Below are 18,546 nucleotides of genomic sequence, written 5' to 3'. Positions count from 1 at the left end.
GCTCTCACAGGATGGAAAAACGGCAGGAAGTGGACCGCTATGAAAAAAATCATCATTTGGGGAGCCTCTGGCCACGCCATGGTCGTAGCCGATGCCCTGACGCTCGGCAGGGAGTACGAAATAGTCGGCTTCCTGGACGACTATAACCCGGAACTGCCTGGAAGGACGTTTTGCGGATTCCCGGTTTTTGGAAGACGTGAGGTTCTCCTGGAGTTGAGGCGCGAAGGGGTGGAGCACCTGGTTTTCGGTTTCGGCAATTGCGAGGCGCGGCTTAGGCTGGCGGAGGTGGCTCGCGGCTATGGGTATGCGCTGGGGAAGGCGATACACCCGAGCGCCACGGTCGCCGCTGACGCCCTGGTAGGCGCAGGGACGGTCGTCGTCGCCGGGGCGGTGATCAATCCCGGTGCGGTTATCGGCGAAAACGTGATAGTCAACACCTGTGCCAGCGTGGACCACGAGTGCTTGATCGCCGACGGCGCGCACATCTGCCCGGGCGTGCGCCTGGCCGGGAGGGTCCGCGTCGGCAGGGGGACATGGGTGGGGATCGGATCGAGTGTTGCGGATGGCCTGACGATCGGCGCGGGCTCCATGATCGGTGCAGGTTCCGTCGTGGTTGAAGATGTTCCTGGCGGCGTGCTTGCCTACGGCGTGCCGGCCCGGGTGATGAAGAGGTTGACGGATGAAAGCTAAGAACACTGTAGACGAGCTGGGGATATTCACCGGCAAGCCTATTTTCAACGAAGCGCAGGTGGTCGGCCGTCCCAACGTCGGCAATAGCGAGGACTTCCTGGCGCGGGTCAACGACATCCTGGAGAGGCGCTGGTTCACCAACAACGGCAAGTACGTCCAGGAGTTCGAGAAAAGGATGGCGGAATACATCGGCGTCAAGCACTGCATCGCCATGTGCAACGCAACCGTCGCCTTGGAGATAGCGATCCGCGGGGTGGGGATGACGGGCGAGGTGATAGTTCCCTCTTTCACCTTCGTTGCCACACCGCACTCCCTGCAGTGGCAGCAGATCACCCCGGTCTTTTGCGACATAGACCCGACTACGCACAACCTCGATCCCCTCTGCGTGGAAAAAATGATCACCCCACGCACCACCGGGATCCTCGCGGTCCACGTTTGGGGAAGGCCGTGCGCGATCGAGGAGCTGACGGCGATAGCAAACCGGCGCGGCCTGAAGCTTATCTTCGACGCCGCCCATGCCTTCGCCTGTTCCCACAAAGGTCAGATGATCGGTAGCTTCGGCGACGCCGAAGTCTTCAGTTTTCACGCCACCAAGTTCTTCAATACCTTCGAGGGCGGAGCAGTGGCCACCAACGACGACGACCTCGCGGTCAAGATCCGCCGCATGAAAAACTTCGGATTCGCCGGCTATGATAACGTGGACTACATCGGGACCAACGGCAAGATGAGTGAGATGTCTGCCGCCATGGGGCTCACCTCGCTGGAAGGGCTGGAGGGTTTCATCGACGTGAACCGTCGCAATTACGAGCTTTACCGTGAGAGGCTCGCCGGCCTTAGGGGCGTGCGTCTGATCGACTACGACGGCGCCGAGAAATGCAACTACCAGTACATAGTGGCGGAGATTGACGAGGACCTAGCGGGGGTGAGCCGGGACCAGCTGGTGGACGTGCTGCACAAGGAGAACGTTCTGGCGCGGCGCTACTTCTACCCGGGCTGCCACCAGATGGAGCCTTACTGCTCCTATTTCCCCCATGCGGGGCTGCTACTTCCCAACACGGAAAGGCTTGCCGACCGGGTGATGTCGCTTCCCAATGGCACCTCTGTGGGGCCGGCAGCGATCGACGCCATCTGCGGCGTGATCAGGCTAGCGGTGACAAACGGCAAGAAACTCCGCCACATGCTGCAGGTGCAGGGATAACCGATGAAACTAAGCGTCCTCATGATCACCTACAACCACGCCCCCTTCATTGCGCAGGCCCTGGAGAGCGTGCTTATGCAACAGGTGGGATTCGACTACGAGATCGTCGTCGGTGAGGACTGCTCGACAGACGAGACGCGTGACATCCTCATGGAGTACCAGGAAAGGCACCCAGACCGGATACGCCTGCTTTTGCCCGAGAAGAACCTGGGGATGATCAGGAACTTCGCAGCCACCTGCAAGGAGTGCCGCGGCGAGTACGTCGCCATCCTGGAGGGGGACGACTTCTGGACGTCGCGCAATAAGCTGCAAAGGCAGGTCGATTTTCTGGACGCCAATCCGGAATGCGCCGCCTGCTTTCACAACGTTGAGGTGGTCTACGGCGACGGGCGCGAGCCGCACCTTTTTCACCGCAAGCCCCTCAAGATGCTTTTTGATCAACGCGACATAGCCTCCGACTTTTTCATCCCGACCTGCTCGACAGTGTTTCGAAACGGCCTGTTCGGCGACTTCCCAAAATGGTTCTACGACCTCCCCATGGGGGACTGGCCCCTGCACGTGTTGAACGCGGAGCACGGCCTTTACGCCTACCTGGACGAGATACTGGCTTCGTACCGAGTGCACCAGGGCGGGGTCTGGTCCCAAAGGAAAACGCACGACAACATGCGCCAGACGGTGCTTGCCATGACGGTGGTCAACAGGGAACTCGGGTTCAGACACGGCAAGTCGATGGGAAGGAAGATCGCCATGCTGGAGTACGAGTTGGCGTACGCCATGGCCGAGAGCGGCGATGCCAAGGGGGCGTTAAAGCAGGTTGCCAGGGCTCTGGAGGCAGCCCCACTCTACCTGAAGCTGTACCGGCGGGTTCTGACCAAGCTGCTTTGGAAGACGGTCATTCGCGGGGGAGCGCACGGTGGAAACCTACGCACCGGCAACGAAGGGAACGGGAAGCCATGAGAATACTCCTCATCAAGCCGGGCGCCATCGGCGACCTTTTGCAACTAACACCTGTACTGCGGGCGCTGCACAGGCGTTACCCGCAGGCCAGGATCACCGTTTTAGTCAGCTCCCGGTTCACCGCCTCGCTCTTCGCGCACAACCCGATGGTGTACGACACGGTCATCTTTGACAAGAGGGGGGAACAGCGCAGTTGGGGCGGGGTACTCAGGCTCTGGAGCCGGCTCAGGGAGGAGAAGTACGACCTGGTGCTGAACTACCAGCGGAGCAACCTGAAGGCCTGGGTGCTGGCTTCCGCGGCGTTCCCCTGCCGCGTCCTGATCTACCACAAGAAAAACGCGCAGCATGCCGTGGTCAACCACCTGGAGGTTCTGCGTCCGTTGGGAATCGACCCCCTTGCCTGCGACACCACTTTGGAGCTCTACACGGGAACGGACGACAAGCGCTACGCCGAAGAACTCCTTGCCTCCTTGGGCGCGCAGAAGCAACCGGTGATAGCGATCAACCCGGGCGCAAGCCATCCGGTGAACCGTTGGAGCACGACGAACTTCGCAAGGCTGTGCGATCTGCTGGCCGGGGAGCTGGGGGCGAAGGTGCTGATCATTGGCGGAAGCGAAGACACACCTTTGGCCCAAGCGATCCTGGCGGGAGCTGGCTCCGAGCCTGTCGTGCTGACCGGAACCACCACCCTGCTGCAACTGGGCGCCGTGCTGCAAAAGTGCGATTTGCTGGTGACGGGGGACACAGGACCGATGCACGTGAGCACCGCGGTAGGCACCAAGGTGCTGGCGCTTTTCGGCGCTGCCGACCCACTCAGGACGGGGCCGGTTGGCAGCGGACACAGGGTGATGCAGGCGCATGATGTGGATTGTGTCCCATGCCGCAGCCGCAAATGCGATAACGGCAGGTACCTGGCGTGCATGGAGGGGATAACTCCGGAAGAGGTGCTGTCGGCAGTGAAGGAAATGTTGCAAAGTGGCGACTCCGCTTAAGATATCTTTTTTAGAATCCTGGGAGGTCAGATGACAAAGATACTTGTTACCGGCGCAGCGGGTTTCATAGGCTCGCACCTTTCCCACAGGCTCCTCGCCAAGGGATGCGAGGTGGTCGGCCTCGACAACCTGAACGACTATTATGAAGTGAGCCTGAAAGAGGGGAGGCTGGCGCGGCTGGAAGGAAAGCCTGGCTTCCGCTTCGTGCGGATGAACCTTGAGGACCGGGAGGGGATAGCCCGCCTCTTCGCCGCAGAGAAGTTCGATTCCGTGGTGAACCTCGCCGCCCAGGCCGGGGTACGTTACTCGATCCAGAACCCCTACGCCTACATCGACAGCAACATCTCAGGCTTCATCAACATCCTGGAGGGATGCCGCCACAACAAGGTGAAGCACCTGGTCTACGCCTCGTCCTCCTCGGTCTACGGCGCCAACGCCACGATGCCCTTCTCGGTGCACCACAACGTGGACCATCCGGTCTCGCTCTACGCCGCCACCAAGAAGGCGAACGAACTGATGGCACACACCTATTCCAGCCTGTACGGGCTCCCCACCACGGGGCTGCGCTTTTTCACCGTCTATGGACCGTGGGGGCGTCCCGACATGGCGCTGTTCCTCTTCACCAAGGCGATCCTGGAGGGGAAGCCGATCGACGTCTTCAACTACGGGAAGATGCAGCGCGACTTCACCTTCATCGACGACATCGTGGAAGGCGTAAGCCGCGTGATCGACAGCGTTCCTCCCGGCGAAGCCGGCTGGAGCGGGGCGAACCCGGATCCGGGGACGAGCTACGCCCCTTACAAGATCTACAACATCGGGAACAACAACCCGGTGGAGCTCTTGCGCTTCATCGAGGTGCTGGAAAAGGCGCTGGGGAAAGAGGCGCAGAAGAACCTGCTCCCGATCCAGGCCGGCGACGTCCCGGCGACCTACGCCGACGTGGACGACCTGATGCGGGACGTCGGCTTCAAGCCGGCCACCTCCATCGAGGACGGCATAGCCCGCTTCGTCGCCTGGTACCGGGATTTCTACAAGGTCTAGAAGGGGCATTCTCCCAGGGGCGCGTTCGATGGCCAGCCGAAGTTCCGGAGTTGGCAGCCGGCGCTAAAATGCGAAAAGGATAGCTCGTGAAGAAATACCGCCCGCTCGATTTCTCAGGTGTCAGCACCTACCCCCTCGCCACGCGGAAGAACAAGATGAACGTCAAGGACGACTTCGCCCTGCCGGTGCGGCCGGGGATGACCGTAGCCGACCTCTTGGCGGCCATGCCGAACCAGTTGGGCTCCCTGTCCCTCAATCGCGTCATCGATGCGGTGGTTGCTGCGCGCAAGAAGGGAAAGCCGGTGGTGATGGCGATGGGGGGGCACGTCATCAAGTGCGGACTGCAACCGGTGCTCAAATCGTTGATCGAGGCGGGCGTCGTTACCGCCGTGGCCCTCAACGGTGCCGGTTCCATCCACGACTTCGAGATCGCGCTCATCGGCGCCACCAGCGAGGACGTGGGGGCCGTGCTCCACGCGGGGAATTTCGGCATGGCCGAGGAGACCGGGAGTCAGATCAACGAGGCGCTCAAAGAGGGGGTGGCCCAGGGGCTGGGGCACGGGGAGTCGCTAGGAAGGATGATCCTGGAGCGCGAGCTCCCCTACCGCGAGCAGAGCCTCATGGCCGCCTGCGTCAAGAACGGCATCCCCGTCACCGTGCACGTCGCCATCGGCACCGACATCACGCACCAGCACCCCTCCGCCGACGGGGCGGTGCTGGGGGCGGCCAGCTTCACCGATTTCCGCACCTTCGCCTCCGTCGTTTCCGAGCTTGGCGACGGCGGGGTCTATCTGAACATCGGGAGCGCGGTGCTCCTTCCCGAGGTGTTTTTGAAGGCGCTCTCCATAGCGCAGAACCTGGGGCATCACGTCGATCACTTCACCACCGCGAATTTCGACATGCAGCAGCACTACCGTCCTCTCACCAACGTGGTGAAGCGTCCCACCTCCGGTGAGAGCCGCGGCTACACCGTCACCGGCCACCACGAGATCATGATCCCCCTTCTGGCTGCGGGGATACTGGATAGGATCTAGAACCCGTTCAAGGTTCAACGTTCAGATTGTTCCTCCTTTATATTGTCGCATGATGCGTGACGGGAGAATCTGAAGCAAACCTGTTCCAATGTTCTACGTTCAGCTTCTGTGTGCTTTTATTGTTCCGGGGGGGTGACGTGAAAATCGAGCGCTTTGAGGACGTTGACTCTTGGAAAGAAGCTCGTTTGTTGGTGAGTGAGGTATATAAACTACTCGACAATTGCAGGGATTATGGGTTTAAAGACCAGATCCAGCGTGCCACGGTTTCGGTCATGTCGAACATTGCAGAAGGTTCCGACCGAGGCAGCAACAGGGAGTTCGTGCAGTACCTTGTAGTCTCTCGCGGTTCCCTCTCCGAGGTGAAAAGCCTGACCTATGCAGCTCTCGACATCGGATATTTCGATCATGCCGCCTTTGAGGCGGTAATCGCGCGTTGTAACAAGATCAGCAACATCTTAAACGGGTTCATAAGGTTCCTGAAGGCATCGGAACGTAAGGCATAACCCTCTGTAACCTAAGTTGCGGACGAAGTCGGATCGTAAGGGCACACAATGGCTTTTAGCCTAAGTCATTCGTCAAACATTGAAGTTGAACCTTGAGCGGTTTTCAGGACAAAGTCAGATAGTAAGACAGATATGACCTTTAGCCTTACCTGTCTGTCGAACATTGAACATTGAACCTTGAACGGGTTTCTGGAGGTTTTGTGGAACGTAGGGAAGTAGAATCCTTTTTCGAGCGGGCCGCTTCGATCCGGGCCCTGGTTGTCGGCGACCTGATGCTGGACGAGTACCTCTGGGGACGGGCGGAACGGATCTCGCCGGAGGCCCCGGTGCAGGTGGTGGAGGTGGCCAGAGAAGACCTCCGTCTCGGCGGCGCCGGCAACGTGGTGAATAACCTCGCCGCCCTGGGATGCCAGGTCAGCGTCTGCTCGGTGATAGGGAGCGACGAGAACGGAGCGCTCCTGCGCCGCGCCCTGGAGGAGAAAGGGGCGGGACTGGAAGGGCTCTTCGAGGAAGGCGAGAGAAGGACCAGCAAGAAGACGCGCGTGCTCGCGGCGAACCAGCAGATCGTCAGGATAGACCGGGAGACGAAGTCGTCCATAGCAGCCGCCAGCGAACAGGGGATTATCGACTACCTGGCCGCCCGAAGCGGCGACTTCGACGTGATCGTGGTCTCGGATTACCTGAAAGGTGTCCTGACCCCGGCGGTCCTTTCGGCGGTCTGCCGCAGCGGCAGGGAACTGGGGATCCCGGTGGTGGTCGACCCCAAGGGAAACGACTACGGCAAGTACCGCGGCGCCACCATACTGACCCCGAACCGCAAGGAGGCGGAAATCGCCTCGGGGGTAGCCATCACGGACCAGGAGTCGCTGCAGTGCGCAGCGAGCGGGCTTTTGTCCTGCCTGGAGCTGGACGCGCTTCTCATCACGCGCAGCGAGGCCGGGATGTCGCTCTTCCCGGCGGCCGGGGGGGCGGTTCATATCCCGACCGTGGCCCGCGAGGTGTTCGACGTGACCGGCGCCGGGGACACGGTGATCTCGGTCCTTTCGCTGGGGCTTGCCTGCGGCCTCGCCATGGCGGACGCCGCCTGGATCGCCAACGTGGCGGCTGGGATCGCGGTCGGCAAACTCGGTACCTCGACGGTCGCCCCGCAGGAGATCGTCGCGGAGGTGGGGCACGGTGCTAAGGACAGCGACTCCAAGATCAAGAACCTGGACGTCCTGGCGCACGCCATAGCCCGCGAACACTCGCGCGGCAAGAAGGTGGTCTTTACCAACGGCTGTTTCGACCTTTTGCATGTCGGGCACGTGAAGTACCTGCAAAAGGCGAGAGGGCTCGGGGACATCCTGGTGGTGGGGCTAAATACCGACGCCTCGGTCCGCCGCCTCAAGGGGGAGAAGCGCCCCCTCATCGAGGAGACGGAGCGGGCCCACATCCTGGCGGCGCTGGACTGCATCGACTACGTGGTGCTCTTCGACGAGGACACCCCCTTGAAGGTAATCGAGACGCTTGCGCCGGACATCCTGGTGAAAGGCGGCGACTACAGCATCGAAGGGGTGGTCGGGCGCGAGGTGGTGGAGGCCCGCGGGGGACGCGTGGAGCTGATCCAGTTTGTCGACGGCAGGTCCACGAGCCGCATCATCGAGAAGATCCTTTCCTCGTATTGAGAGTGGGGGGAGGGGGATAGAAGCGATGGATAAAGACGCGAAAATCTACGTCGCCGGCCACCGCGGCCTGGTCGGCTCCGCTCTGGTGCGGGAACTCGCTCGCCTTGGCTACGGAAACCTGTTGCTGCGCGAAAGCCGCGAGCTCGACCTGCGCAACCAGGCTGATACGCTGGCCTTGTTCCAGGCGGAGCGCCCGGAATACGTTTTTCTCGCCGCGGCCAAGGTGGGCGGGATCGCGGCCAACAACAGCTTCCCGGCCGACTTCATCTACGACAATCTGATGATCCAGAACAACGTGATCCACTCCGCCTACCTGAACGGGGTCGCCAAGCTTTTGCTTTTGGGCTCCACCTGCATCTATCCGAGGCTCGCGCCGCAGCCGATTCGGGAGGAGGCGCTTCTGACCGGTCCGCTGGAGCCGACCAACGAGCCTTACGCCATCGCCAAGATAGCGGGAATCAAGCTGTGCCAGTCCTACAACCGCCAGTACGGCACCCGCTTCATCAGCGCCATGCCGACGAACCTCTACGGCCCCAACGACAACTTCGACCTCGACTCGTCGCACGTGCTCCCGGCGCTGATGAGGAAGTTCCACGAGGCGAAGGTCTCCGGCAGCCCGAGCGTCACCGTCTGGGGGAGCGGCACCCCTTACCGCGAGTTCGTCCACGTGGACGACGTGGCGCGGGCGTCGCTCTTTCTCATGGAGCGCTACGAGGGATGGGAGCCGGTGAACATAGGGAGCGGGCAGGAACTGACGATTCGGGAGCTGGCCGAAAAGATCCGGGAGGTGGTCGGCTTCACCGGGGAGATCGTCTTCGACAGCTCCAAACCGGACGGCACTCCCCGAAAACTCAGCGACGTAAGCCGCATCCACCAGCTTGGCTGGAGGCACGGCATCGAGCTCATGCAGGGGCTCCGTGACACCTACGCCTGGTACCTCGCTAACCTCTGCTGACCGGCTGCAACCACTGTTTTGCATCCTTTTTCAAACTTTGTGCCAAAAGTAACGGTTTGGCCAAAATTGGCTTTACAGTGAAATTTTATGATGCTATACTTTGCAGCGGAATTATGAATAACTTCAATAATATCAAGCGATTTCTCGGTCTGGTGGCCATCGTAGCATCCCTTTTGGTGGTAGGAACAATTCTGTTGCGAATGGATCACGGTATGGTGCCGAAGCTGCCGGTAAGGAAGCTTCCGCTGCAGGTGGACATCTCGTTGCAGAAGTTCCACTACACGGAAACCAAACAGGGGGTGAAGCGGTGGGACCTTGCGGCCGAGAAAGCCGAGTACAACAAGAAAAAGGACCTGACCTCCCTGGCGACGGTACGGCTTACGGTGGCAGGTGCAGCGAAGTTCGGAGACCTGGTGATCACTGCGGACCGTGCGCTGTACCATAACGGGACCCGGGACGTGGTCCTGTCCGGCAACGTAACAGGGGTGAGCAGCAAGGGGCTTCGGTTCTCCGCCTCCAACCTGAGCTACTTGGCGTCTCGCTCCCTGCTGGTGAGCGAGGAAAGGGTCCGCTTCAGCGACGGGGGGAACGAGCTGGAAGGGGTAGGGATGGAGTTTCAGACGCAGACACGGAGGTTCAAGTTGAAAAAGGACGTGAGCGCCGTATTTCGGCAGCAGGAGGCCAGGTGATGCGGAGCGTCTTTTGCCAGTTAATACTGTTGCTGCTGCTCGTTTCTGGGGCTATTGCCGCGCCGATAAGCGGAAATGAGCCCCTGAAGGTTAAGTCCGACAACTTAACTGCCGATAACGAGAAGAAGACGGCGACCTTCGAGGGGAAGGTGGTTGCCCACCAGGGCGAGCTGACCCTGTACACGGACCGGCTGGTGGTGAGTTCCGCCGGCGACGGCAACGAGCTCTCCAAGGTGGAGGCATTCGGCAACGTCAGGATTCTGCAGGGGATTCGGCAGGCTACCGGGGGGCACGCGGTCTACGACCCGAAGCGGGGGGTGATTTTGTTGGACGGCAACCCCAGGGTCGTGGTAGGGGATGACGTGGTGACCGGGAAGGTGATCACCTACTTCATCAACGAGCAGAGAAGCATTGTAACCGGCGGCCCGAAGGAGCGGGTGGAAGCGGTCATTCACCCCGGAGGGAAAAATGTCGGCGCAAAACCGTAGCACCCTCTGCACCAGGGGGCTTGAGAAGGGGTTCAACAAGCGCATGGTAGTGCGCGGCGTGGACCTCGAGGTCTCGTCGGGTGAGGTGGTTGGGCTTTTGGGTCCCAACGGGGCCGGCAAGACGACCACCTTCTACATGGTCGTGGGGCTGTGCCGCCCGGACCAGGGGGAAGTCATCCTGGACGGCGAGCCGATCACGGCGCTTCCCATGTACCAGCGCGCCAGGCGCGGCATCAGCTATCTCCCCCAGGAGCCGTCCGTCTTCAGGCGCCTGAGCGTGAGGGACAACCTGATGGCGGTACTGGAGACCATGGACCTTGAAGAGGTGAGGCGCCGGGAGCGGGTCGAGGAGCTTTTGGGGGAATTCCGCATCGAGCACATCGCCGGGAGCAAGGGGTACGCGCTTTCGGGCGGCGAGAGGCGCCGGGTCGAGATAGCCCGGGCGCTCGCGACCGATCCGGCCTTCATCCTCCTGGACGAGCCGTTTGCCGGCATCGACCCGATCGCGGTGATCGACATACAGAGCATCATCACCACCCTGAAGGAAAAGGGGCTCGGGGTGCTGATCTCGGACCACAACGTGCGGGAGACCCTCGGCGTCTGCGACAAGGCCTACATCATGAGCGCCGGAGAGGTGCTGGAATGCGGGGACCCGGTCCAGATATCCCAGAGCAAGAAGGCCCGCGAGATCTATCTGGGCGATAAATTCAGGCTTTGACGGCGGCGACGTTCTTTGTTCTGTTTTCAATTCCTTCGTTTTAAAAAAATAATGCTTTCCCGGTTTTCCAAATGCCTTTCCGCGGTTATAATGAGCATAGGCGCAAGTCATAGCTGAGGCAGACGGCAGCCGAATAAAGGACAGCAAACGTAGAACGGGCAGCTTGTAACTGTTAAACCGGCGACTAACAACGCATAATCAGCACGTAGAACTTTATCCGCTTAGAAAGGAACTGTCGTAGCAGTACACGGATTCAGCGAGGACTTATGGCAATAGAGATGCGCCAGCAGATGAAAATGAGTCAGCAACTGGTGATGACGCCCCAGTTGCAGCAGGCCATCAAGCTCCTCCAGCTTTCCCGGCTGGAGTTGCAGGACGTAGTACGTCAGGAGCTGGAGGAAAACCCCATACTCGACGAGGCGATCGAGCAGGAGGAGATCCGGGAACCCGAGCAGATCGAGTTGCGCGAGAAGGAAGCCGAGCCGGAGGCCGCAGCGAGCGATTTCCAGGAAGTGCGGGCCGGCGAAGAGACGCGCGAAGCGGACTGGGATTCCTACATAGACGGCTACAACTACAGCTCCGGCGAGCAGTACTACGACGACGAGGACCGTCCCTCCTTCGAGAACCTCCTCACCAAGAAATCCACCCTGTTCGACCACCTGATGTGGCAGCTGAGCTTAACCCGCCTCACCGAGCGCGAGATGGCGGTAGGAGCCGAGATCATCGGCAACATCGACGAGGACGGCTACCTCCGCGCCTCCCTCGAGGACGTCGCTTCCGCCTGCGTGCAGGTAGCCCCGTTCCAGGAGGAGATGCTCGAGTGGTCGGGGCTTTGCGCCGACGCCTGCGAGGAAGAGATCGCCGATGCTGCGGGCGGTTTCTCCGCTACCGTGCTGGTGCCGCTGGTCGATTCGGTGTTGAAGCGGATCCACGAGTTCGACCCGGTCGGCGTCGGAGCCCGCGACCTGCGCGAGTGCCTCCTGATCCAGGTCGGCAGCCTCGGCATGGGGGGGAGCCTCGTGGAGTCGCTGTTGCGCGACCACCTGAAGGACCTGGAGAGCCACAAGTACAAGCAGGCCGCCAAAGTGCTGGGGGTGGAGGTGAACGACATCCTCGCCGCCACGAGGATCATCGCGGAACTCGATCCGAAGCCGGGGCGGGTCTTTGGCAGCGACGACGTGCAGTACATCTCGGCCGACATCTTCGTGCACAAGGTGGGTGAAGAGTATGTGGTGATGCTGAACGACGAGGGGATGCCCAACTTGAGGATCAACCCCATCTACGCCCCCGACGCCAAGAGCAGCCGGCCGGTGGACAAGGTGGCCGAGGATTACATCGGCGAGAAGATGCGCTCCGCCCTGTGGCTCATCAAGAGCATCCAGCAGCGCCAGCGCACCATCTTCAAGGTGGCCAAGAGCATCGTCAAGTTCCAGCGCGACTTTCTGGACCGCGGCATCGAGCACCTGCGCCCGCTGGTCCTCAGAGACATCGCCGAGGACATCGGCATGCACGAGTCCACCATCAGCCGCGTCACCACCAACAAGTACATGCAGACCCCGCAGGGGCTCTTCGAGCTGAAGTACTTCTTCAACTCCGGCATCTCGACCGGGGAGGGGGACTTCATCGCCTCCGAGAGCGTGAAGAGCAAGATCAAGGAACTGGTGGACAACGAGGACTCAAAGCGCCCCTACAGCGACCAGCGCCTGGCGGAACTCCTCTCGGACCACAACATCGTCATCGCCCGCCGCACCGTTACCAAGTATCGCGAGATGCTTAGGATCGGCTCGTCTTCGGAGCGCAAGAAGCATTTCTAAACGCGGGCGCCGCCGTCGGCCGGCGCGTGAGCCGCGTGTATTGACAATAAAGGGAGGTACTTATTATGCAAACAACCGTGACGTTCAGACACATGGAGCCGAGCGACGCTCTCAAGAGCTACGCAGAAGAGAAACTGGAGCGGGTTAAGAAATATATAGACGAGCCGATCGTCGTCCAGGTATTTTTGACCGTTGAGAAGATCCGTCACATGGCCGAGGTAACCATCACCGCCAAGGGGATCACCATCAAGGCCGCAGAAGAAACCAACGACATGTACGCCTCCATCGACGCCGTCTCGGACAAGATCGAGCGCCAGCTGCGCCGCTTCAAGGAGCGCATCAAGGCCCACAAGCCCGCCCCCGACGCCCGCGAGCGCCAGGTGCAAAAGAGCATCGTCGAGGCTCAGAGCATCGAAGAGGGGGCACAGGCCCCGGTCATCATCAAGACCAAGAGCTTCTCCATGAAGCCCATGTCCGTCGAGGAAGCCGTGATGCAGATGGAACTTTTGCACAAGGATTTCCTGGTCTACACCGAGTCCTCCACCGAGAAGATCAACGTGGTGTACCGCAGGAAAGACGGCAACTACGGCCTGATCTCCCCGGAGATCGCCTGATCGGCGGCACACCGGCAGCCATGCTGAAAAAGGGAGCTTTTAGCTCCCGGTAAAGGATAGGGAGGCGCCCCCCGTGGCGCCTCCCACCATCTATGGCCCCTTTTGGGGCTTTTCGCTTGCACGGGGGAAAGGTCGACGCAATTGACAAGCATGAGCCTCAGCATCAAGGATCTTCTGGAAGACAAGGCCTACGGCCTGGACCTGCAGCTGCTCGGCGGCGAAGCGGGACTGGCCAACCGTCTCTACAGTTCCCGCATCCAGAAACCGGGGCTCGCGCTCACCGGGTACACGGAGCACCTGCACCCGGACCGGGTCCAGGTACTGGGCAACACCGAGATCTCCTACCTGAGCCAGATCCCCGAGGAAGTGGGGAGCCGGCACATCGAGAAGCTTTGCAGCTACCCCATCGCCTGCTTCATCGTCACCAAGGGGCTCGATCCCCCCGAATTCCTTAAGAAGAGCGCCCATGATGCCGGAATCCCGCTTCTGGGCACGCACCACCAGTCCTCCACCTTCATCTCCCTCATCACCAAGTTCCTGGAGGAGAGCCTGCTCCCCTCGACCCACATCCACGGCGTGCTGGTAGACGTCCTGGGCGTGGGGGTGCTGCTTTTAGGCAAGAGCGGCATAGGCAAGAGCGAGTGCGCCCTCGACCTGGTGATCCGCGGACACCGGCTGGTTGCCGACGACGTGATCCACATCAAGAAGAAGATGCCCGCGGCCCTGGTCGGGCAGGCGGGAGAGTCGATCCAGTACCACATGGAGATCAGGGGCTTAGGGATCATCAACGTCAAGGACCTCTACGGGGTCTCCTCCATCCGGGAAAAGAAGATCATAGACATGGTCCTGGAGCTCATGGAGTGGGACGCAAGCCAGGAGTACGAGCGCCTGGGGATCGACGAGCCGATGAAGACCATCCTGGGCGTGGACCTGCCGCATCTGAAGATCCCGGTACGCCCGGGCAGGAACCTCACCTCCATCATCGAGGTGGCCGCCAGGAACTTCCTCCTGAAGGGGATGGGGTACCACTCCGCGCGGGAATTCCACGAAAAGCTCCTGGCCCGCCTGGAATTCCGGCCGCTGGGCAACGAGGTGGAATAGCATGCGCATCGTCATCATAACCGGGCTCTCGGGCTCGGGAAAATCCACCGCCGTGCGCGCCTTGGAGGACGAGGGGTTCTTCTGCCTGGACAACCTCCCGGTCTCCCTCGTTACCACCTTCATCGAACTGGTAGAGCACTCACGCGAGGACATAAAAGACGTAGCCCTCGTGATGGACATCCGCTCCCGCGACTTCATCAAGGGGTACGACGAGGTCTTCCAGGCCATCGCCTCCGCCGGGCACAGCGTCAAGATCTTCTACTTCGACGCCACCGACGAGGTGCTGATCCGCCGCTTCTCCGAGACCCGGCGCCGGCACCCGGCGCTTGAGGGGGCGACGGTTCCCGAGGGTATCCGCTTCGAGCGCGACCAGCTCGCGGGCCTAAGGCGCATCGCCACGGCGATCATCGACACCTCGGAGATGAACGTGCACCGCCTGAAAGAGCTGGTGATCGGGCTGGTAAAGGGGGGGGAGGGGGTGCTGGAGATGCAGGTGAACCTGCAGTCCTTCGGCTTCCGCTACGGCCTGCCGCTGGAGAGCGACCTGGTCATGGACGTCCGCTTTCTCCCGAACCCCTACTTCGTGGCCACGCTGCGCCCTTTCTCGGGGCTGGACCAGGGAGTGCGGGAGTACGTCATGGGGCACAAGGAGACGGTGGTCTTTTTGGAGCACTTCAGGGACATGCTGGAACTCCTGCTCCCCAGTTACCGCAGGGAGGGGAAGTCGTACCTCTCGGTCTCCATCGGCTGCACCGGCGGCAGGCACCGCTCGGTCGCCATCGCGGAGGAGCTTTACAGCTACTTCCGCCAGAGAAACGTGAACATCAAGATTACACACAGGGACATAGATAAGGGGTTGGGATGATAGGATTGCTTTTGGTAGCGCATGCCGGGGTGGCCAGCGAGCTCTTGGCCGCGGCGGAGATGATAGTAGGCAAGCTGGAACTCGCCGAGGCGGTGGGGGTGACCCCGGACGCTTCCGCAACGGACGTGATGGCCGCCATCAAGGACGCTGTGGCCCGGGTCTCGGAGGGGGGCGCCATCATCATGACCGACATGTTCGGGGGGACCCCTTCCAACATGAGCATCTCCTTTCTCGAGGAGGGGCGCGTCGAGGTGCTTACCGGCGTGAACCTCCCCATGCTGATCCGCTTCACCCAGGAGCGCGGACGCTGCACCGTGGGGGAACTGGGTCTCAAGCTCAAAGAGAGCGCCGTCGAGGGGATCACCGTAGCCGGTGACTACCTGAAGAAATAAAAGGTCAACTATGATTCAGGGTGAATTCGTCATACCTAACAAGCTGGGACTGCACGCCAGGGCCTCCGCGCTGCTGGTCAAGACGGCGAGCCGCTTCGCCTCCGAGATCAGGATTGAGCGCGAGGGGATCGAGGTGAACGGCAAGAGCATCATGGGGATCATGATGCTGGCCGCGGGGAAGGGGAGCACCGTCGTGCTCAAGGTCGAGGGGCCGGACGACGCCGAGGCGTTCGCGGCTATCGGGGAGCTGATCCGCAATGGGTTTGGAGAGGAGTGATTCCAAAGAGCTGAAGGGGATCGGCGCCTCCGCCGGGATCGCCATCGGCGAGGTCCGCATCACGGACCGGCGCCGGGTGCCGGTGACCGAGGTGGTGGTGGCGCACGAGGAGATCCCGGGAGAGGTGGCGCGCTTCGCCAAGGCGATCGAGCGGGCCAAGGGGGAGCTCTGCGCCCTCAAGGACCAGCTCTCCAGCACCCACGGCCCGGAACACCTCTGCGTCATCGACGCGCACCTGATGCTTTTGGACGATACCATGCTGGTGGGCGAGACCACCCAGTACATAGAACGGCTCGGCATCAACGCCGAAGGGGCGCTCAAAAGGACCCTGACGCGCTTCAAGTCCTTCTTCGACGGCGTGGAGGACGACTACCTGCGCGAGCGCGGCAACGACGTGGAGACGGTGGTCGAGCGGGTGCTCAGGAACATGGTAGGGCAGAAGCAGGAGTCCATCGCCAAGATCGAAGGGAAGGCGATCGTGGTGGCCCACGACCTCTCCCCGGCGGACATCCTGCAGATCGACAAGGAGAAGGTGATCGGCTTCATCACCGACCTGGGGGGGAAGACCTCCCACTCCTGCATCCTGGCGCGCGCCTTCGAGATCCCGGCCGTGGTGGGTCTGGAGCGGGCCACGCTCGAGGTGGGGGAGGGCGATACCCTGATTGTCGACGGCGCCGCCGGCGTGGTCATAGTCAACCCGGGCGTCGAGCAGTTCAGGGACTACCTGCAGAAAAAGCAGCGCTACGAGTACGTGGAAAGGGAACTGCTGAAGCTGCGGGACCTGCCGGCCGTGACTCTGGACGGCTACCGGATGCGGCTTAAGGGGAACGTCGAGTTCATCGAGGAAGTGGCCGGCATCCACCGGCACGGCGGCGAGGGGATCGGCCTGTACCGCACCGAGATGCTCTTCTTGAACCGGAGCACGCTTCCCGGCGAGGAGGAGCAGTTCGAGGCCTACGCGGCGCTGGTGAAGAAGATGGCCCCGCAACCGGTGACCATCAGGACGCTGGACATAGGCGGCGACAAGTGCCTCACCGATCCGGAACTTACCGACGAGATGAACCCGGCCCTGGGGGTAAGGGCGATCCGCTTCTCGCTGCGCCAGCCCGAGGCCTTCAAGGCCCAGCTCCGGGCCATCCTCCGGGCCAGTGCCTTCGGCGAAGTCCGCCTCTTCTTCCCCATGGTCTCCGGGGTGGCAGAGGTACGCGCCGCCAAGGCGCTCCTGGAGGAAGCAAAAGCCGAGCTGCGCGGGCGCCATCCGTTCGACGAAGAGGTCCAGGTCGGCATCATGATCGAGATCCCGTCGGCCGTGGTCATCGCCGACCTCTTGGCCGCGGAGGTCGACTTCTTCAGCGTCGGCACCAACGATCTCATCCAGTACACCCTTGCCATCGACCGCACCAACGAACATCTATCCTCGCTTTACGAGCCGTTGCACCCGGCGGTGCTCCGTTCCCTGAAGATGGTGGTGGACGCGGCCCATGGCGCGGGAATTGACGCCTGCATCTGCGGCGAGATGGCGGGCGAGCCGGAGTACCTCCCTGTCCTTCTCGGTCTCGGCTTCGACGAGCTTTCCATGAACGCGGTCTCCATACCGCGGGTCAAGAAGATCCTGCGCCGCTGCAGCATGGAGGAGGCCCGCCAGGTCGCCTCGCGCGCCCTTTCCTTTTCGACCGCGGCCGAAGCGGACGCCTACTTGAAGGGAGAGATAGCGGCACGCTTCTCCGAGAGCTTCGACTGACCCCTTTTTACTGGGTTTCGCTAAGCGCCAAAAGCGCAAGCTCCACCCCGAGCGCCAGGTTTGCCCCCGCTACCTTGGAGTTGCGCGCCAGCCGGATCAACTGCGGGACCAGCAAAGGTCTCTTGGCCAGGGTGAGCACGAGCCGCCACGGGCTCAGGTTCAGCTCGGAGTCGCAGATCTCGGCGATGTCGAAGCCAAGTTCTTCCTCTGCCGGGTCGCTCACCCCTCTGAGCGCCACTGCTTCGATTCCGGCTTTCCCGGCTTCCCGGAACACCGCAGCACTCTCCATTTCCAGCACCGGTTCGTGAATCGATCCCTCCAGCGTCTGCGCGAGCGCGCGCTTGTTCACCACACCGGTGGCGGTGATGAAGGAGCCGCGCCGGGAAGAGAGCCCGCGTTTGCGGCAGCTTTCCAGGATCGGGGAGGTCAACGGCAGAGGAGGTGTGAGCGCCTCGCTCAGTCTCCCCCCGGCAAGCGCGAAGACCCGCTCGGCCAGCACTAGGTCGCCTACGGTTAGGCCGGGGAGCACGCCGCCGCAGAACCCGAAGTTGAGGATCACATGCGGCGAGGCGCTCCGGATCAGGGCTGCCGTGGCAAGAGCCGCGTGGTCGGGCCCCATCCCGGATTCGATCAGGGCGACGCGGGTACTGCCGCAGTCGAAGCGGTACAGGTTGAACCCGGAGATCTTTTCCTTCTGGAACCGCCGCACCCGTCGCAAAAGCGGGGCTATCTCCTGGGGCATGGCGGCCACCGCCCCGAGGCACTCTATCTTCATGGCCAGGCGCTCCTGTAGTTTGGTTCGCGCACTTTAAC

At 61.6% G+C, this 18,546-nt stretch carries 20 protein-coding genes; 19 read left to right on the top strand and 1 reads right to left on the bottom strand.

The genetic code is table 11. From position 1 onward, the window contains the following. Positions 1 to 39: 39 nt before the first annotated feature. The 19 genes from K419_RS0110375 (at position 40) to ptsP (ending at position 17,733) form a co-directional block, all read left to right on the top strand. A complete protein-coding gene (locus tag K419_RS0110375) occupies positions 40 to 690 on the top strand; it encodes an acetyltransferase (protein ID WP_026841525.1) in 651 nt (216 codons plus the stop codon). Beyond that, on the top strand, positions 680 to 1,888 hold the full coding sequence (locus tag K419_RS0110370; protein WP_026841524.1) for a DegT/DnrJ/EryC1/StrS family aminotransferase: 1,209 nt from the start codon (positions 680 to 682) through the stop codon (positions 1,886 to 1,888). The genes K419_RS0110375 and K419_RS0110370 overlap by 11 nt, the downstream gene beginning before the upstream one ends. 3 nt (positions 1,889 to 1,891) lie before the next feature. Beyond that, on the top strand, positions 1,892 to 2,845 hold the full coding sequence (locus tag K419_RS21925; RefSeq protein ID WP_051292977.1) for a glycosyltransferase: 954 nt from the start codon (positions 1,892 to 1,894) through the stop codon (positions 2,843 to 2,845). Then, positions 2,842 to 3,837, top strand: coding sequence for a glycosyltransferase family 9 protein (locus tag K419_RS0110360; protein ID WP_026841523.1), 996 nt, complete (start codon positions 2,842 to 2,844; stop codon positions 3,835 to 3,837). Before K419_RS21925 ends, K419_RS0110360 begins: the two co-directional genes overlap by 4 nt. 30 nt (positions 3,838 to 3,867) lie before the next feature. Further along, positions 3,868 to 4,878, top strand: coding sequence for an NAD-dependent epimerase (locus K419_RS0110355; RefSeq protein ID WP_026841522.1), 1,011 nt, complete (start codon positions 3,868 to 3,870; stop codon positions 4,876 to 4,878). Positions 4,879 to 4,964: 86 nt separating this feature from the next. Further along, positions 4,965 to 5,912 carry a hypothetical protein gene (locus K419_RS0110350; RefSeq protein WP_026841521.1) on the top strand — a complete coding sequence of 316 codons (948 nt, stop codon included), beginning with the start codon at positions 4,965 to 4,967 and terminating at the stop codon, positions 5,910 to 5,912. A 137-nt stretch (positions 5,913 to 6,049) separates the two neighbouring features. Continuing rightward, positions 6,050 to 6,415 (top strand): four helix bundle protein, encoded by a 366-nt coding sequence (locus K419_RS0110345; protein ID WP_026841520.1) that lies wholly within the window; start codon positions 6,050 to 6,052, stop codon positions 6,413 to 6,415. A gap of 200 nt (positions 6,416 to 6,615) precedes the next feature. Next, positions 6,616 to 8,079: a bifunctional D-glycero-beta-D-manno-heptose-7-phosphate kinase/D-glycero-beta-D-manno-heptose 1-phosphate adenylyltransferase HldE gene (gene hldE / locus K419_RS0110340; protein ID WP_026841519.1), complete on the top strand. Its 1,464-nt coding sequence runs from the start codon at positions 6,616 to 6,618 to the stop codon at positions 8,077 to 8,079. A gap of 25 nt (positions 8,080 to 8,104) precedes the next feature. After that, positions 8,105 to 9,034 (top strand): GDP-L-fucose synthase, encoded by a 930-nt coding sequence (gene fcl / locus K419_RS0110335; protein ID WP_026841518.1) that lies wholly within the window; start codon positions 8,105 to 8,107, stop codon positions 9,032 to 9,034. A gap of 113 nt (positions 9,035 to 9,147) precedes the next feature. After that, entirely contained in the window at positions 9,148 to 9,723 is a 576-nt protein-coding gene (lptC, locus tag K419_RS0110330; RefSeq protein ID WP_012529300.1) for an LPS export ABC transporter periplasmic protein LptC, read from the top strand. Then, the gene (gene lptA, locus K419_RS0110325; protein ID WP_026841517.1) at positions 9,723 to 10,211 is read left to right on the top strand and encodes a lipopolysaccharide transport periplasmic protein LptA; all 489 of its coding nucleotides are present in this window, start codon (positions 9,723 to 9,725) and stop codon (positions 10,209 to 10,211) included. Before lptC ends, lptA begins: the two co-directional genes overlap by 1 nt. Next, entirely contained in the window at positions 10,192 to 10,929 is a 738-nt protein-coding gene (gene lptB / locus K419_RS0110320; protein ID WP_026841516.1) for an LPS export ABC transporter ATP-binding protein, read from the top strand. The genes lptA and lptB overlap by 20 nt, the downstream gene beginning before the upstream one ends. Before the next feature lie 266 nt (positions 10,930 to 11,195). Beyond that, on the top strand, positions 11,196 to 12,743 hold the full coding sequence (rpoN, locus tag K419_RS0110315; RefSeq protein WP_026841515.1) for an RNA polymerase factor sigma-54: 1,548 nt from the start codon (positions 11,196 to 11,198) through the stop codon (positions 12,741 to 12,743). Positions 12,744 to 12,808: 65 nt separating this feature from the next. Continuing rightward, on the top strand, positions 12,809 to 13,357 hold the full coding sequence (gene hpf, locus K419_RS0110310) for a ribosome hibernation-promoting factor, HPF/YfiA family (protein WP_012529304.1): 549 nt from the start codon (positions 12,809 to 12,811) through the stop codon (positions 13,355 to 13,357). Positions 13,358 to 13,507: 150 nt separating this feature from the next. Then, complete coding sequence (hprK, locus tag K419_RS0110305; protein WP_084154189.1) at positions 13,508 to 14,458, top strand: HPr(Ser) kinase/phosphatase; 951 nt, start codon at positions 13,508 to 13,510, stop codon at positions 14,456 to 14,458. Position 14,459: 1 nt separating this feature from the next. Beyond that, entirely contained in the window at positions 14,460 to 15,323 is an 864-nt protein-coding gene (gene rapZ, locus K419_RS0110300) for an RNase adapter RapZ (protein ID WP_026841513.1), read from the top strand. Then, complete coding sequence (locus K419_RS0110295; protein ID WP_012529307.1) at positions 15,320 to 15,715, top strand: PTS sugar transporter subunit IIA; 396 nt, start codon at positions 15,320 to 15,322, stop codon at positions 15,713 to 15,715. Before rapZ ends, K419_RS0110295 begins: the two co-directional genes overlap by 4 nt. A gap of 10 nt (positions 15,716 to 15,725) precedes the next feature. Further along, positions 15,726 to 15,992, top strand: a complete 267-nt coding sequence (locus tag K419_RS0110290; protein ID WP_026841512.1) for an HPr family phosphocarrier protein — start codon at positions 15,726 to 15,728, stop codon at positions 15,990 to 15,992. Beyond that, complete coding sequence (ptsP, locus tag K419_RS0110285; RefSeq protein ID WP_026841511.1) at positions 15,973 to 17,733, top strand: phosphoenolpyruvate--protein phosphotransferase; 1,761 nt, start codon at positions 15,973 to 15,975, stop codon at positions 17,731 to 17,733. Before K419_RS0110290 ends, ptsP begins: the two co-directional genes overlap by 20 nt. Positions 17,734 to 17,740: 7 nt before the next feature. Here ptsP and K419_RS0110280 read toward each other — a convergent pair whose 3' ends face one another. Further along, positions 17,741 to 18,508: a phosphorylase family protein gene (locus K419_RS0110280; protein ID WP_026841510.1), complete on the bottom strand. Its 768-nt coding sequence runs from the start codon at positions 18,506 to 18,508 to the stop codon at positions 17,741 to 17,743. Between the last annotated feature and the right edge of the window lie 38 nt (positions 18,509 to 18,546).

Origin of the sequence: Citrifermentans bremense R1, assembly GCF_000426865.1 — a bacterium.
GTDB classification, from domain to species: domain Bacteria; phylum Desulfobacterota; class Desulfuromonadia; order Geobacterales; family Geobacteraceae; genus Geomonas; species Geomonas bremensis.
Note: the sequence above shows the minus strand (reverse complement) of the source record. Positions and strands in the feature narration are given on the sequence as shown.